Source organism: Hydrogenophaga sp. H7 (assembly GCF_002025745.1).
Taxonomy (GTDB): Bacteria; Pseudomonadota; Gammaproteobacteria; order Burkholderiales; family Burkholderiaceae_C; genus Hydrogenophaga; species Hydrogenophaga pseudoflava.
Genome location: NZ_MCIC01000016.1, coordinates 34,333 through 49,967, shown reverse-complemented (window position 1 = coordinate 49,967; position 15,635 = coordinate 34,333). Strand labels below are relative to the sequence as shown.

The 15,635-nt window shown below is 56.4% G+C and carries 9 protein-coding genes; 3 read left to right on the top strand and 6 right to left on the bottom strand.

Translation table 11 applies throughout. The features are described 5' to 3' along the window. Window positions 1–14: 14 nt before the first annotated feature. The 5 genes from BC358_RS13785 to BC358_RS21890 form a co-directional block, all read right to left on the bottom strand. The gene (locus tag BC358_RS13785) at window positions 15–971 is read right to left on the bottom strand and encodes a TniB family NTP-binding protein (RefSeq protein WP_079366264.1); all 957 of its coding nucleotides are present in this window, start codon (window positions 969–971) and stop codon (window positions 15–17) included. Further along, window positions 968–2,998, bottom strand: coding sequence for a Mu transposase C-terminal domain-containing protein (locus BC358_RS13780; protein WP_079366263.1), 2,031 nt, complete (start codon window positions 2,996–2,998; stop codon window positions 968–970). The genes BC358_RS13785 and BC358_RS13780 overlap by 4 nt, the downstream gene beginning before the upstream one ends. Then, on the bottom strand, window positions 2,995–3,765 hold the full coding sequence (locus BC358_RS13775) for a TnsA endonuclease N-terminal domain-containing protein (RefSeq protein ID WP_143434305.1): 771 nt from the start codon (window positions 3,763–3,765) through the stop codon (window positions 2,995–2,997). The genes BC358_RS13780 and BC358_RS13775 overlap by 4 nt, the downstream gene beginning before the upstream one ends. A 591-nt stretch (window positions 3,766–4,356) precedes the next feature. After that, complete coding sequence (locus tag BC358_RS13770; RefSeq protein ID WP_256861516.1) at window positions 4,357–5,010, bottom strand: hypothetical protein; 654 nt, start codon at window positions 5,008–5,010, stop codon at window positions 4,357–4,359. A 4-nt stretch (window positions 5,011–5,014) separates the two neighbouring features. Beyond that, window positions 5,015–5,689: a hypothetical protein gene (locus tag BC358_RS21890; protein WP_143434304.1), complete on the bottom strand. Its 675-nt coding sequence runs from the start codon at window positions 5,687–5,689 to the stop codon at window positions 5,015–5,017. Between the two features lie 63 nt (window positions 5,690–5,752). Between BC358_RS21890 and BC358_RS13765 the strand changes: the two genes are divergently transcribed. The 3 genes from BC358_RS13765 (at window position 5,753) to BC358_RS13755 (ending at window position 13,517) form a co-directional block, all read left to right on the top strand. Beyond that, complete coding sequence (locus BC358_RS13765; RefSeq protein WP_079366261.1) at window positions 5,753–6,721, top strand: toll/interleukin-1 receptor domain-containing protein; 969 nt, start codon at window positions 5,753–5,755, stop codon at window positions 6,719–6,721. A 92-nt stretch (window positions 6,722–6,813) separates the two neighbouring features. Beyond that, window positions 6,814–10,368, top strand: a complete 3,555-nt coding sequence (locus tag BC358_RS13760; RefSeq protein WP_079366548.1) for a DEAD/DEAH box helicase — start codon at window positions 6,814–6,816, stop codon at window positions 10,366–10,368. After that, window positions 10,365–13,517, top strand: a complete 3,153-nt coding sequence (locus tag BC358_RS13755) for a sacsin N-terminal ATP-binding-like domain-containing protein (RefSeq protein WP_079366260.1) — start codon at window positions 10,365–10,367, stop codon at window positions 13,515–13,517. The genes BC358_RS13760 and BC358_RS13755 overlap by 4 nt, the downstream gene beginning before the upstream one ends. Window positions 13,518–13,689: 172 nt before the next feature. Here the strand turns inward: BC358_RS13755 and BC358_RS13750 are convergent, their stop codons facing one another. Beyond that, the gene (locus BC358_RS13750; RefSeq protein WP_079366259.1) at window positions 13,690–15,432 is read right to left on the bottom strand and encodes an ATP-binding protein; all 1,743 of its coding nucleotides are present in this window, start codon (window positions 15,430–15,432) and stop codon (window positions 13,690–13,692) included. Window positions 15,433–15,635 lie beyond the last annotated feature (203 nt).

Sequence of the window (15,635 nt, the reverse complement as noted above, 5' to 3'; positions counted from 1 at the left end):
GGGTGTTCGTTAAATCAGTGGGTTCTTCTGTAGCGCACGCCAGCTTCGTTGAGCACAAAGGTGTGTGCCGCAAGCAATTTGACGGACGCGACGTCCTTTTCTTGAAAGGCAGGGTGGTTGATGTCGCCAGCAGCCTCAATGCGTGCTGCCGAAACTGCGCAATCCTCAAATGAGATGTTCCGGTCTTCCCGGCTCTTCAGGTCATAGGCCAGGCGGGACATGAACTTGGCCACAACGCCTATCAGTCCGCCAGACAACAGGTAGGTGTTGCGCACCAGGGCCTCGAACTCAAACGTGAAGTGGCTTCCCGATTGCTCAAAAATCTTCACGTAGGTGCGGATGCATGCTGCGAACTGTCGTTGCTCCGCGGTGGCGGCCCAGGAATATGGGTTGAAGCGCATGACCGCGCCAGCGCGGTACCGTAGTTGCTCGTTGCTCTCCAGCAGCCGCTCCAGTCGAGGAACACCGAAAAGCACCACGCTGATGTTGAGCTGGTCCATCAGTTGTTTGAACCAGTCGCCCGCCGCGCGGGGCGGCAGTCTGGTGCCAACGTCCACGATGTGACTGGCCTCGTCAAACAGAATGACGCGGGTGTCCGCCAGCCTCAATTGCCTTGCCATGCGCTCGAACATCAGCGCTGTACCTGCCACGGATGTGGGGAGGGGTGCGCCCAGTGCCTTGAGCACGCTGCGGGGCAACTGCTTGGGCGTTGCGGGGGTTGGGACTGGGACCACGAGCACGGGGACGTGGCGAACACCGTCTCGCACCGTTTCAGGAAATTGGCGCGCCAGGGAATGAATCAGCACGGACTTGCCCACGCGAGATGGCCCAATGACCGTGTCAATGGATGGCGGGTACCCTTCCAAGGCATCACAGACTCGCAGTTGCAGTGCCTCCAAGTGCTCTTCGAAGAACGCGTGCGGCAGCTCCCTTTCCTGAATCGCCTTTCGAAGGGCGGTGGCCTGGCTCATAGCAATGCTCCTGTCTTTCGGTCGCGTGGCAACAATTCGTCCACGTCATCCAAACGGATAGGAACAAGGTCACTTGAAGCTGTCGTTTTAGGTTTAGACGGTGGGAGCGGATGCCCTGCTGCTCGCTCTATGGCCTCCCTTTGCCTGGCTTTGTCGACTACCTCCTTTTTGGCGGTGCGACCAGGTGCCTTTTTAGGGCAGCCCGCGGTCGTTCCCTTCTGCATTGACCTTTTGTAAACGTCCTCGGTGAACGCGGCACTCCTTGCCGACTCCAGGTTCTGTTCTTTGATAGCAGCTTTGTTCTCGTTCGCGTACTCGAACGAATATGCGGGCGTGCATTCGCCTGCTGACTGATTGGTGAGTTCGACAAGCTCCCCACCATCAACAACGTACACACGGCGAAAATCCTCTGGGTCGTACAGCACGTCAACTCGCTTTGTCCCAAATCGTTCGATGAGGCGTTGAAGGTTGTCGCCTTTGAACTGGTAGTTCAGATGCGTGATGCCCGTGGACAGGTTGAGCTTGCGCGAGACGGCGTGGTACTTGATGCGAATCCAGTCGTCGCGGTTCGGGGGGAGTGGCAGGGGGTAGCCCAGGCGTTCAACGATGTTTTCATAACGCTGGCGTGGCGTGACGCCCAGGTCGCGGTTTTCAAACACTTCTTCGTCCACAAACCGGTCCAAAACGGTGTCCGCCCATTTGTCGAAATACCAGTGGACAACCCAGCGCTCGAGCTCCTTAAGGTCCATCAAGTCGTCGCCCAGTGCCACAGGGTCCCGTTTTCCGTCCTTACCGTCCATGCGTGTGCATCCAGGGAGGAGCTGCAGAGCCTCTTTCAGAGAGCGATTGAGCCGCTCTATAAACGGCTTCTTCTGCGGGTTACGTGCCTTGCAGTACTCGATGTCGACCGCGAGCTGCGCCAGTCGCCTGTACCGTTCGCCCCGTGCCTCCGCCCCGTTATCAAGTACCAGCAATGCAGGGACGCCATACAAGTCGTGAGAGTCCTCAATCCCGAAGTACGCGAAGGAGGTCCGCTTGGAGAACATGATGGATTCGATGCAACGAAGTCCGTCGGACTCATTGGGTGCCCCAACTTTCAGATGCCACCCGACAACGTTGCTGGTGGCACAGTCGATGGCATGAACCAGCCAGACGTCTGAGCAAGGACCATCCGGGGTCTTGACGACGAAAGGCAGGTGCACTGCATCTTGTTCGACTCGCTGAAGAATGCCCTCGATGCGGATTCGGTGACTGGCCACCGACGCCTTGGCAGCCCGGTCTTTGCTCAGATAGCGAGCGACCTCTGGCATGGCGTGGAGCCGGGTCTCGATGATTTTGCGGACGAACTTCTTGCTGAGAGGAGCTGTCGCACCGAGCAGTCCATTCGCAATGGCGGTCCTCCGGCTCTTGTCTGTCAGCGCATTGAGAGTCCATTGAGAACCCTCTTTCAGAAAGGTCGCTTCGGCCAGCGCGCAGATGAGTTCAACAAGCTCTTGCGAATGGCGCTCGGTCCGATTCCCTTTCAGGTGGTTCGGCATGACCAGCGGCGCATGGCATTTGTCCCGCTCAAGCAGGCGATAGACCGTAGCCAAGGAGGGGAACTGCCAGTCTGTGCACTCGGTCTCGAACTGCTTTCGCACTTCGGCGTACGCAGCATATGCGCTGACTTTGTGTCGCTTGCAGTATTCATTCAATGCGCGAACGATGCGGGTGGCGCGCGCAACAGAGGAAAGGTAGGAGTCTTCTGTCGACCCTGGCAGGCTCTGACGTGGTACCTTGCGCTTGCAGGTGGTCGGGTCTTTGCGGTCGAAGAAAACCGCCAAAGTGGGGTTGCCCTTGCGGCGGACTTCCAGTTCACCCTTTTCAATCTGGGCTCGAATTTCCTCGTAGGGAATCCATCGCTCTGCCTCGGCATTGACTTCCAGTACACGGACACGACCCAGCGTCTGTTTTGAGCTTGTGACCTCCATGGCCACGCATTTGGCTTTTGGGTCAAAGAGCTCGTCTCCAAGGTCCAGCGTTTTCATTGGGCGAGCCTCCGGACGAGTTGGAGATGGCTCAGGTCACCAAAGGCTGGGCCCGCAGGTGTTGCGTAGCAAAGGGCTTGTTCGACCACGTCCGCTCTGAGGAGACCAGACACGAGCAGCAGAGGGGACATGCGCGCGTCCAAATCCAATCCGCTGAGAAATGCCCCCATAGTCTCGGCTCCGGCTTCATGGAGCTCCAGGATTCGGTCTGCAATGGCGGGTGTTGGCCAGATGTCCTGGCGCATGTTTGCTTGGTGCAGCAACGGCAGGTTCGTGCGCAATGGGTGGCGCCAATCGCTGGGAGTGACCAACTGCAGGAACTCGAAGCCCTGTCCAAACAGGATGCTCCCCGAGAGCCTGAGTTTTCGCTGGTACTCAGCATTCCCAAGGAACCGGTCGAGCTTGACTTCAACGGCGGCTTGAACTCCCGAGGCCCAAACGATGCCGAAATCCGGGGTGTAGAAAACGGCTTTGCCGCCATGCCTTTTTGCGCGCGTGCGCAAGGTCTCTTTCTCTTCTTCGCTGTGGGCGATGGAGCTGGTGGTGAGTTCGACAGCAAACGGTTGCGCGCGGTATGACACCACGTCGGGGTCAATGTTGAGTATGTGAGTGACCAGGCGCTCGCTGTCGCTCTCAAGTGCAACGCCACCGTTGGCCTTCGACCCGTAGGTGAGCACGGTTGACCGTCCGAACGCACGGGAGACTTTTCGGGAGCCGCGGTCGAATGCCTTTAGGCCCCCGCGCTTTCCATACGTGGGCGCTTTCATGATGCGAGCCCTCGCAGCGATTCACCCCAAGAGGTGGCCTTCAACGCAAGCCGATTTGCGTAACAACGATTCATAGACATGGTTCTCCAGAAGATGCACAGAAAAATTCCTGTGCATGTCTAGCGACGTGCCCAATTGAAGGGTTGTTTAGAGCGCTTTAGATAGCCCGCCAATCGGCGTGGGCGGCAGCCATCAGGAATCTGATTTTCTAAGGCGAAATGACCCCGCACCATCCGGGTCAATGATGGCTTTTGGAAACGAAACAAGGCTGCGCATTGTGGATGCCACTTGCACTTCAGCAAGGGGATGGCGGGTGCCTGAAAGCAAAAGTGTGAGCACTTGCTCTCAGAAAAGTCACCGACTTTGAGCGCAGACGACCAGTGGTCTTGTCGACGGCCGTTTACCTTCATCTCCACCTCCTACCAACAAAGTGACCATGGGGAGGCGGAAGTTATTGCAAGCTATTCGAACTGCAAACACAATTCTTCTTATGTGATTTTGCTATTCGATTGGCGTGTCTAATTTTAGAAATCGGCTGGATTTTAGATGCATCCAGAATTTACAAATATCAGACGTTGATTGAATGCTTCTTTAAGGCCAATTGATGGGATGAAAGCAATCCGAAAACTCATCGATAAGTTTTCGCCAGTGGGCCTGGTTTTCAGGAACGCCGGTCAAGATGCACAGCATCTGTGTGGCCATCATCAGGATGCCGTTCGAGTTGCACAAGGAGTCGTAGACCAGCTTCGGGGGGTAGCCAGTAACGAACTTGGACAACGGATGCATGCCGCCATGGGTGAAGCTGTTCAAGGCCTTCCATGCGATGTCCTTGTAGGCCTGGAGTTGGGCAATGATGTGTTTCGGGGCTTCTGGCACAGCCTCCAGCCGCTTCAGCATGTCGGCCAGCATGGGCAGGTCGTCTCCGCGGCGCGCGGTCTCCACCGTCAGCGGCAAAGAAAGCTTTTCGACCTGTGATTCAGTAGCCGCGAACTTCAGCCACATGCCGCGCACAAGGCTTTCAAATTGGGGTCGAAGCAATGTGATGGCCGGGGCTGACATGCCGCTCTGCATCAACAGCATGGCTGCCGTGGCGTGTTCCATCGACAAGAGGCCTGACTGGAACGCGAGCTCAAAGCGCATCTCTGGGTATGGCTCGAAGTCATCGACTAAATCGTGAACTGCTTGGTGAAGGTCGATGCTCCTCGCCAGTGCATGTTCTAGCTGGTCTTTTGTGATGTGTTTCATGAGGTCATGAATGCGAAAGCAGGCCATATGCGCGCAAGAGCTCGGCAGACATCAGCTTCAGGACGGCGTCCACCTGTTCGCCAGAATCTGCTTTTCGAACTCTCCACTGCAAGGTGTTTCGCCTCGGGCCTACGAGAGGGTGGCGAAACCGGTCTCGATGAAATCGCAGCATTGGGGCGTTGAGCATGGTGCACGTGACCAGTGCTGGATATGCAATCGGAGCGGTAGAAAATAGTCGGGTCGCAAGCGACGCGAAATCCGCGAAGGCCTCCTCGTGAAAGTCTGAAACGACGAAGTGCGAAGCACCTTCCTGCGAGGGTATCGAGGGGAAGGTCCATAGCCCGGCAATCACGCCTCCATCGGAGTGGACTTCCGTCATCCACCCGAGGTCCTCACTAGCCTTGTGTGCCGCAAGACCGTCAAACACTGGCACTGGTCGTTGACCTGTTCGGAACCCATACCACCAGCTGTCTTGGTCCTTCTCCTCGCCCGCGCCTGCTTGCAGTGCCGCGCTCAACTCCTTGCTGCTCAGAAGCACTTCACACGACCCAACGGGAGTGCATTGCCAGACCAGCGCAGGCCTCACTTCAAGAGAGTGGTCGACGCAGAAGTTTTGTAGCTTTCTGCGAAGTACAGGGAAGTCATCAAGCTCTTCGTACAACCGCTGTTTCGTATCCATGTTTCTCCCCTGGCTGATGCGTGAGAATAAACAAAACGCCAATTTTGCGGAGGATGAATTTCAATGCGCGCCTTCATCTCGTACAGCCACAAGGATGAGTCCTTCAGAGCTGAGCTGGACAAACACCTGGCCCTGCTCAAGCGACAGCAGCTCATAGACGTATGGAGCGACCACTGCATACGACCGGGGGAGGCCTTTGACCCTGCAATTGCTGGCGCCCTGCAGGCGGCGGACATAGTATTGCTGCTGGTCAGTGCCGACTTCATGCATTCCGACTATTGTTTCGGCGTTGAAATGCAGCAAGCCATGAAGCGGCAGGAGGATGGCGAGGCGACCGTGATTCCCATCATTGTCCGGCCCTGCGATTGGATGAGCGCGCCCTTTGGCAGACTGAAGGCGCTACCAACCGACGGAAAGGCCATAGCGAAATGGACTTCTCTGGACGACGCGTTCGTGGATGTTGTGCAGCACCTTCGGAAGATGCTCTCAACAGAGAAGCGGGCGGAGTCCCCAATGGGTTTCAAACCCACTCCGACCCATCAGTCACCTCGAAGGGACGCTGCGGACTCCGGGCATTCACCACGGATGCCAAGGTCCAGCAACCTCACGCTTCCCAGGACCTTCACTGATGAGCAGCGGCACGACTTCGTCGTGCAGTGCTTCCAGTACGTCCAGAACTACTTCGAACAATCGCTTGTTGAGTTGCAGACCCGTAACCCGGGGGTCTCGGGCCGGTTGACTGTGACATCACAGCGTGGATTCACAGCAATCGTGTTTCGGGATGGCAAGCGACAGGCAGGGTGCTACATCCGCTTGGGCAGCGGCTTAGGGGCTGACACTATCGCGTATTCAGGGTCGGAGAACGCGCAGGAGAACAGCTATAACGAATTGCTAACTATCGAGGCGGACAAGCACATGCTCTTCTTTAGGGCAACCATGGGCATGTTCAATCGGGTTGGTGACGCTCGGCTCACCGACGAGGGAGCTGCTGAGCATCTTTGGACCATGTTCATCAGTGCGCTTCAACACTGACCGGAACTGCTCGTGACACGGGCCGATTGGGCTAATCGTATGCTCCGGTTCAATTCTTCAAAACGACAAAGAGTGGATGGTCCCCAATGTTGATGACTGAGTTGCTTGCCAAGTCAGGGGATGTTGTTGCCGGTTGGCTTGAGGCAAGACTTCCAGCGCTTAGCCCAAGCTGGTGGACAGACCAAGTAGTGGGTCGGCTGACGTTTCAACAGCAACGATTGGTGGAAGAGAAGCGTCTTACACGACTATCGCAACTAGACCTTGCCGGGTTGCTTCGCGTTCTGGACCAAAACTGGAACGAGCTTGCGGGTATCGAACCACTACCTCGCGAGGCGAGAACCTGGGTCAAAGAACTTCAAAACGTCCGCAACAGATGGGCTCATGCACCCGTAAGTGGCCTGAGCCCTACCGACGTTTACAGAGATGCAGACACGCTTGAGCGTTTGATTGCAGTTCTGGATTCAAAGACATCGGTGGTCGACGAGGTTGCTAGGTTTAAACAGGCACAGATTGCCAGACTTGCTTCGGCGGCCGAACCAATCACTGGCCCTACCTCGAGCGCACCTCAGCCTGCACATGTGTCAGCTTCATCGCACAAGTTCTCAATCGGACAACTGGTGTGCCTCAAATCAAACTGCGCTGCCGTCTTTCCTGTCCTTGAGGTGCTACCCGGTATGGGCGGTGAGAAGCGGTATCGAGTATTTGAGGGCGGGACAAAACAGGTGTACTACGAGAGTCAGCTGAAGCCGCTGGACGAACAACAAGAGGCGCGCAAGGTATTGACGACTGTAGAACTCTCCGCACTTTTGAGTGCCATTCAGCTGTCTTCCCCGACCGCCTCTTCTATCTACTCTTTGAACTCGGGTCGAGTTCGGTTCGTTCCATATCAGTATCGGCCGGTTTTGAAGCTCATAAGAGCAGACCGGCCACGTCTTTTGGTCGCAGACGAAGTTGGTGTCGGCAAGACTATTGAAGCTGGCCTCATCATTAAAGAGCTACAGGCCCGTAGCGACATCAAATCGGTTCTCATCATCTGCCCAAAGGCGCTGGTTGCGGAGCGCAAGTGGGAACTTGAGATGAGACGGTTCGACGAGACCTTCGTTCCACTTGATGGGGCCTTGCTTAGACACTGCCTCAAGGAAACGCATCTGAGCGGTGAATGGCCCGTACAGTACGAAAAGGTCATCCTCCCCACCTCGCTTTTCGACAACGACCTGTTGTTCGGTAAGTCGGGCAAGGGTAAGTCGCGTGACATAGGCCTTCTTGAGCTAGACCCTCCTCCAAAGTTCGACTTGGTCATCGTCGACGAGGCGCATCACATCCGTAACACCGAGACCTTTCTCCATCAAGGGGTGCGCTACTTTGCCGACAACGCCGAGGCTGTCGTCTTTCTTTCTGCGACACCTGTCCAACTGGGGCGAGACGACCTGTTCACACTGCTTAACGTTCTTCGGCCAGACGTCATCATCGACCCGGCCAGCTTTGGGCAGATGGCCGAGCCGAATCAGTTCATCAATACCGGGATTCAGGCCTGTAGACGGGGTGGCGCAGGCTGGGCAAAAGATGTTCGCGAGCAGCTCCGACTCGTCGCAGGAACTACTTGGGGTCGTGAGGTACTTTCAGTAAACCCAGGCTTCCAACACATCTACGATGGTCTCTCGGAAGGTCCGGACGACGGGGCATCACGAATAAAAACCATCTCCGCTTTGGAGGGGCTGTACACGTTCAGCTCGCTCATCAATCGAACGCGCCGACGTGACATTGGCGAGTTCACCACGCGTAAGGCTGAGACGGTCACTACAGGCTTCACGCCGAGCCAGAAGGAGTTGCACGATGACTTGCTGTCAGTCATCGCGCGCATCCTGACGCGGCTACATGGGAATCAGAACGTCAAATTCATGATGACCACAGTGAGTCGTCAGGCCGCAAGTAGCTTGTACGGTCTTGCTCCCACACTCGAGGACATCCTTGAGGGGAAGCTTGCGCAAATTGAATCAGAAGATGACGGCGCAGATGCCGAGGAGCGAGACCAAGCCTTTGTCCAGCAAATCCGAGGCGATATTGAGTCACTCATTCAACGGGCGAAGCGCCTAGACCCGCGCGACCCAAAGGCCGATGCCTTCATGCATGTTGTGTGCGACAAGCTTGGTATGTCGCGTAACAAGGTATTGGTCTTCAGCACATTCCGCCACACTCTGCGGTACTTGGTTGGAAAGCTGAACAACGCAGGGGTTCGGTTTGGCCTGGTTCATGGCGGCATTCCTGACGAGGAGCGAGCGGAGCTGCGTCGGCGCTTCTCTCTACAGAAGGAAGACGAATCTGCATTGGACATCCTGCTGTCCTCCGAGGTTGGTTGCGAAGGCTTGGACTTTCAGTTCTGCGACTGCCTTGTCAACTTTGATTTACCCTGGAACCCGATGCGCATCGAGCAGCGTATCGGCCGTATCGACCGCTACGGACAGACCAGTGAGGCTGTTGGTATTTTCAACTTTGTGACTCCTGGGACCATCGACGGAGAAATCTACAACCGGTGCCTCTCACGCATCGGTGTGTTCCAGCATGCGATTGGGGGCAACGAAGAGATTCTCGGTGACATCACTCGCGAGCTACACAGCATCGCGGAGACCTTCAGTCTGAGTGAGGATGAGCGGTCACGGCGCCTACAACAACTAGCCGACAACAAGATTCGCCAGATTGAGGAGGAGGAGCAGTTGGAACAGCGTCAGGGTGAGCTGTTCGGACTCAACATTGCTGCCGCAAGCTGGGAACAGAGATTGGCGCAGTCACGCAACTTTTGGCTGGAGCCATCAGCACTTGGAGTTGCGGTTACCTCATACCTCACGCGAAGGCTTGGCAAGGAGCAAGAGTACCTGCTTGGAGACAAGGCTTTGAAGACGCTTCGCGTTGGTGTTGAAGGTCGCGCCTCCCTGCTGGAGGACTACCGCAAGCTGCTTCGCTCGACAGACCCAATGAGCCGGGCTTGGGAAAGGTGGCTCAAGGGCACCGTTCCAACGCTCCAGGTTACGTTTGAGCAGGAAGCCGCTGTCGACAACCCGGCTGCAGTTCTACTGGCGCTTGGACATCCATTGCTTAGGCAGGCCGCCGCCTACCTTCATGAGCCTGAGGCCGTGGTCGTGAAGTTGCGTGTATTTCACGCCTCCCTCTCTGAGGGGATTCATCCGTTTGCGCTGTATCGCTGGACGCGACAAGGCGTACGCCGGGACGAAGAGCTCGTCCCCGTCGTTTCCGATGTGCAAGTGGCTTCTGCGCTTCTGGAACTCTTGCCGTTTTCATCCGATGCACAAGACCTCGAGGGGCCTGCACAGCACGTGTTGGATGAGTTGGACGCAGTTCATCACCAACAGTGGTTGACTCAGTCCACTCAGCATTCGGAAGACAACAGGCAACTCGTCGGTGTTCGAATTCAAAGTCTGACCGCGAGCTTCGGTGCAAGAAGGACCCTGCTCGAAGACCAAATTCGACGTGCCACAAACGACAAGATTCGGGTTATGAGGACCGCAGAACTGGAGCGTGCAACTGTCGACTATGGCGTTCGTGTTGCTGATTTGCGCCTTGCTGCTGAGAGTGGCGATATCAAGGCTGCGCCTGCCGTGTTCGGCGTGCTTGAAGTTAAGAGGGCCTCATGAGCCTTATCAAGGACATTGCTCAGCAACGACAGCTCCTGCTTGATGGCATTGAGGCCAATGGGGGGGACATCAACCTCCGAATTTTCGAAGACTTCTATCCAGACGAAGCGCATTTCATCTTCGAGCTTTTGCAGAACGCAGAGGACGCTGGAGCCACCGAAGTTGTGTTCGAGCTGAGTGCCCACGGATGCTCGTTCGAGCACAACGGGGTGCGTCATTTCAACGAGCAAGACATTCGTGGCATCACAGGAATCTTTAACAGCAGCAAGAGAGACAGCCATGACAAGATTGGCAAGTTCGGCGTGGGCTTCAAGTCAGTGTTTGTATACACCGACACCCCAGTCATCTACTCCAAGCTGCATAGCTTTCGCATCGAGCGTTTGGTACTTCCTGTAGAGGTTCCCCCCAAACCCTCACTTGGTGAACGTACTCGCTTCGAGTTCCCTTTCAACAACCCAAAAAAGAACGTCAAGGAGGCTTTTGCGGAGGTGAAAGCTGGCCTTGAGCAGCTCTCAGAGAACACGCTCCTCTTTCTTAGAAATTTGGGCTACATCAAATGGAAGGTCGGAACGGAGGAGGGGGCATTGCTCAGGGAGGAGCACACCGAGAACCATGTTGAAATTCTTAAGCAGCTTGACGGCAAGGAGGTTCTCAGCTCCCATTGGCTACGCTTCAGTGCGCCAGTCCAACTGGACAAGGCTTTCGCTGCGCCAGTTGACGGAGTCGAGCGGCAGCAGGTGGCTATAGCATTTGAGTTGACGTTCACAGGTGATTGGAAGTCATTCAACAAAAGTAAGGCCATCAGGGAGCAGCTGAAGGTTGTCCCAGCTTTGCCCGGTAAGGTCTCAGTCTTCTTCCCCGCAGACAAAGAGACTTCTGGTCTTCGCTTCCATATCCATGGCCCTTTTGTCCCCGAATTGAGCCGAGCAAGCATTAAGAATTCACCGGAAAATTTGCCACTCTTTGGGCAGCTTGCTGCGCTCAGTGCGAAGTCCTTGCATGCGGTCAAGAAGCTCGGACTGTTGAACGGAGAGTTCCTGGCAGTGCTCCCCAACGATGAAGACTCTCTACCAGAGCGATACAAGGTCATCAGAACCACCATCCTGGAAGAAATGAAGTCGTCGGCGTTGGTGCCAAAACATCGCGGCGGACACGCTCCAGCAACCAGGTTGCTCCAAGCCAAGGCCGCGTTCAAGGCGCTTCTTTCTTCCGAAGACCTAGCGTTCGTCACCTCGCGCCAAGACTGCCCGGATTGGGCCATTGGCGCAACGCAGAAGAACACCAACCAAGACCGATTCTTGACGAGTCTTGGTATTCGCGCATGGGAGACCGCCGACCTCATCGATTTTCTTGAGACGAAAGCAAGAAAGTCGACCCATTCGTGGGACCTATGCGAGCTCAACCAAGACGTCCTCGATTGGATTGCCAACAAGCCTTTCGAGTGGTTGCAAACGCTCTATGCTCATCTGCTCAAGTACTGTGAGGAGACGGACGACTTCGGCAACTTGGGAGAGGTCTATTTCGTTCCCCTGGCCTCAGGGAAGTGGGGCACAGGTTCGTTAGCCTACTTCCAGACTGGGACATGGAGCGAGTCAGACCCCCGCCCTCGTGTTGACGAGCGCGTGTTTAAGCAGTGGGGGAAGAAGTCGCTGCAACAAGATGCGCGAACATTTCTTGAGCAGATTGGCGTTCGCGAGCCGAACGAAGCGGATGACATGTCCTTGCTGTTGAGTACTCGCTACAAGGAGAGCGGCACCCCGCCTACCGATACAGAGTATCTCGCTGACCTCACGAGGATGCTGGACTTCTTCGACGGCCACCCACACTCGAAAGAGATGTTTGCCGGCGCGAGGGTCTTCAAGGTTGCTTCGCTGTCAACAAAGTGGGCCACCGCGAGAAATGTGTTCTTGGATGAGCCATTTACACGCACTGGACTGCACCTTCTGTATGAGTTGACCACTGACCCAAAGCTCAAGCGCTGGCCCCTCGATGCCTGGTACTCCACCTGCGGGATATCAGTGGAAAGAATCGTCAAGTTCGCAGTGGCTCTTGGTTGTCAACACGTGTTCGACAGACTCACCGTATTGGCCAATTGTGGCAACAATCCTAACTGGTGGTCCGTCCTGTCGAAGGCTCCAGGTGAACGGGCGGGGAATGTGGTGAATCAAGACTTTGCGCTCGCCCCAGAGGCAGAGCGCCTGCTGAAGTCGAAGGCCATTCCTGCGGTGCAGCTTGTTTGGAAGGCGTTGTGTCGGAGCGAATCTGTTCGACCAAACGTACTGGAGGCCGTGTATCAGCTGACCGACCGAGGTGGACCGAGAAGGTCGCTATCTCAACTTGTTTACTCACTGCGCGAGATACCCTGGGTACCGCAGACTGATGGAACTTTTGTGCAGCCTAGGTTTGCTGTCGCGCGAAAGCTTCCCAAAGGGTTGACAGTGGATGCGGGTTACAAGTGGATGGAGGCAGTCGAGTTTGGCAAGGAAGAGAAGCAGCGAAGTGCCGAAACAGCGGTTCGCGCTGAGCATCGGAAAGAGCTCGGATTTGACTCTGAAGACGAGCTGACCAGGGCACTTGAATTCAAAGCGCTGCCGAAAAGTGAGCAAGAGCGGATTCTTAGCGAAGCAAAGCAACGCCTGAGTGAGCCAATCGAACTCCCAGAGCGACCCCTGAGGAACCCAGAGCTTCGCCACGACCGTATCGTCGCTGACCTGCAAGCGACGCCCCAGAAGGCTTCTACGGTTCGCGAACGCTCGATTCAAACTGGAGTCAACGAAGCCAAAGTTGAGGCAAAAGCCTACTTGAGAGACCAGTACACCAATAGCAAAGGTCAGATGATTTGCCAGGTCTGTAAGGATGAGTTGCCTTTCAAATTGGCAAACGGGGCGTACTACTTTGAAGCAGTCGAGCTGATGGAGGACGCAGAGAAGAGGTATCGGGCAACATACTTGGCGCTTTGCCCTAACCATGCGGCCGCTTACCAGTATGCAAACGCTCAGAAGAATTCGATGAGCGAGGCAGTCGCCACTGCAGTATCTTGTGAAGTCGAGATTGCGTTGGGGGGTCGAGAGACCACTATCTATTTCACCCAGACACACTTGGCAGATGCAAAGGCTTGCCTGGGTGCAGTAGACGAAGAAGATTTGTGAGACTCAAGGTCTCTCGCGTTCTAGAGTTCAGAGGCGGCACTGACTTAATCGCCCCGGTCGCGTACCGCGTCAAACGGTTCCCCAACCTCTACTTCTGATTTGCTCAGAATTCGAGAGAGCTTCAAGGCAGCCTGGCCCTTCAAACATCGACGGGCCAGGCGCTGACGAGTCATCAGAGTACGTTTTTGACCTTGTTCAGCAAGGTTCCCAGGAACTGGCCCCAGTACTGCGTGAGGTCACCGTATTGCTCCACGGGGTTCGGGTGCATGGACTCGGCCTTCCCGTAGGCAACCAACAGCAGTGACATGGCCTCGACGCTGCGCCGAGCAGCCTTCACGGCTTCTTCTCCAGACACCGTGCCGGGGTCTCGCTGCGAGATGGCCTTCAGTGGCTCCCACATCTCGCGGTAGAACGGGTGGCGCGTGTTGAGGCGGATGATGACCTGGTCGGCCACGTGTGTGGTGCTCACGAAGATGTTGCCGGGGAAGCTTACAGACTCGATGACGAAAGGAAGCTTCTTTTTGTCCTCGATGTACTTCTGCTGCTCTTCGGCCTTGGTAAAGCCAGCGTCCTCTGCCAGCTCTTTCAGCGCGGCTTCTGCCGAGGGTGCATCCTGCTGGGGCTCGACACGCGGCTTGGGCATGACCGCGTCCACTTCCTTGATGGCGTCGAGGATGGCACCGTGCTCACCCGACGCTTCGTGTTGCTCACGCGCCGCCTCACCCCAGGTTTCATCGATGAGCTTTCGCGCCGTGGGAATGTGTTTCTGCAGCAGTTCGCGCAGCTTGTCTCGCAGTTCACCGTGGGGCTCAACGCCGCGCTTCACGTTGCGGATGCCAAAGTAGTCATCAAGTTCAGGGTCGAAGGACACTTCGATTCCAATGAATCGGTCAGTGTCTTTCACGCCACCTGGCAAGATGCGTGGCACGTTGGAATAGGCAACCTCGCGGTTCTTGCGCACAAAGCTCAACGCGCCTTCGTTTTCCGGAACGCGCAGGGACTTGGCCAGCGTGTCACCGCCCAAGCCACGGCGGCGCAAGACCTCCTTGGGGTAAAGCGTTACGCGCAAGCGCGCCGTGTGCTGCCCCACCTTAACAATGTCATCACCGATGGTTGTCGCACCGAAGTGCCTCAAGACTCCCTTCTTGAGGTCGTCTCGCTTGTGTTCCTTCTCCTTGTTCAGGACTGTGTCGGCCCAGGTGCGCTCCAGCAGCATCAACGGGTCGTGCGCGATGAGCGGCGAATCGTTGATGGAAATCTTGATGCCGCCATCCAAGAAGTGCCGGAAGATGCGCGACAGTTCCTTCTCAAGTTCCTGCCGGAGTTCATTGAAGTCGCGTGCGGCACGGCCTTCCTCTAGACGGTCCACGTTGGACCACAGCACCACGGTGCCGGTCTCCTTGGGGAAGTCCAGCTTCAGGTCAGCAGGGGGCTCCGCTGGGGAGGGAGCCTTCAACATCACAGACTTTCCAGAGCTCTCTTCGGCAAGCGCTTCATCCAAGTCGAAGTGAACGTGGAGCCAATCGGCGCCAGGCTGATTGCGGCTCCAGACATCGATTCGGCGGCCGAAGTTGAGCGCCGCCAGCTTTGCACCGACGCCGTACTTCCCGATGGTGTCCGAGCGCATGTAGCGGGATGAGTAGCCCAACACCAGGTACCGGTGCAGGATGTCAGCAGGCATGCCATCACCGTCGTCACGGATGGCGATGCGGTGGACGCGCTTTTTGCCGCGCTCTTCGCTTTGCTCAAGCAAGACCGAGATGTTGTTGGCGTTGGCCTCAATGCTGTTGTCGATGACCTCGCCCAGCGCGGTGGGCAGGCTGTGTCCGGAGTCTCGGAGTGACAGCAAGGCCTGCCCCGTCTGAATCATGGCAATGTCGGTAGGGGCGGTCATGGTGGTTGCGGTAGCGTTCATCTCGGTTCCTTAGGTTTTTGCGACCGTCGCCGTAGGGTCAACGGTCACCGTGGGCACAGCACTGATTTCCAGGGTGGGACGCATCAAATGCGCCCAGGCCTGGCAGTCCCCTGTGCTGCAGAAGGGGCAACTGTTGGGTGCCCCAGCCGGCCGGGCTGGGTGAATCTGGTTGGTAAGTTCAGCCGTCAGGCGAAGGGTGTGAA